The organism is Sphingomonas sanguinis, assembly GCF_001476905.1.
Lineage (GTDB): Bacteria > Pseudomonadota > Alphaproteobacteria > Sphingomonadales > Sphingomonadaceae > Sphingomonas > Sphingomonas sanguinis_B.
In genome coordinates this window covers 1-590 of the sequence record NZ_LDTE01000216.1, presented here as the reverse complement: position 1 = coordinate 590, position 590 = coordinate 1, and the positions used below count along the sequence as shown (strand labels likewise).

Annotated in this window: 1 protein-coding gene; it reads right to left on the bottom strand. The window is 68.8% G+C overall.

What is annotated here, in order from left to right; all coding sequences use genetic code 11:
• Positions 1–590, bottom strand: a 590-nt coding sequence (locus SB4_RS18675; protein ID WP_153006357.1) for an autotransporter outer membrane beta-barrel domain-containing protein, incomplete at both ends; no start/stop codon positions are given.

Here is a 590-nt window from a genome sequence, read left to right as displayed (position 1 = left end):
CGATCGATCCCCGACGACAAGGCGCCGGTGGTGAACGTCCCAGTCCGGTCGGCGGTGGCCAGCGCTCCGGCTCCCGCATCGAGGCGACGCAGCGAATAGTCCAGCCAACCGCGTGCGAGCATGCCGTCGACGAACAGTCCCTGGACCGGGGCCACGCTGCCATAGACGGCCAGCACCTGGCTGTCGCTGTTCACCTGACCGGCCCCGCCCGCGATCGTGCTGCGGTCGTGACCAAGTCCCCCGCCGACACCAAGGGTCACACCCTTGGCGACGTGCAGGTCGACACCGGCACTGACGCCCGAGGTCGTGGCACTTACCTTCGAACGGCCGGTGATCGCATCGCGCGTACCGATGTCGATGGTACCACCCGCCCAGACGCCGACCTTGCCGCCGCACCCGGTCGGCGCTTCGACCGGTGCTTCGTCCCGTGCCGCCGCTTCGGTGGTACGCGAAGTCCGTCGATTGCCATCCGGTGCGCTACCTTCGATCGGCTGCCCCGGCATGTGCCGTTGATACGTCAGGTCGGTCGAACCCAGGCGCAGGTTGTTCGTCGACCGGGCGCAATCGGCCCCGTGCAGCGTCTCGGCATG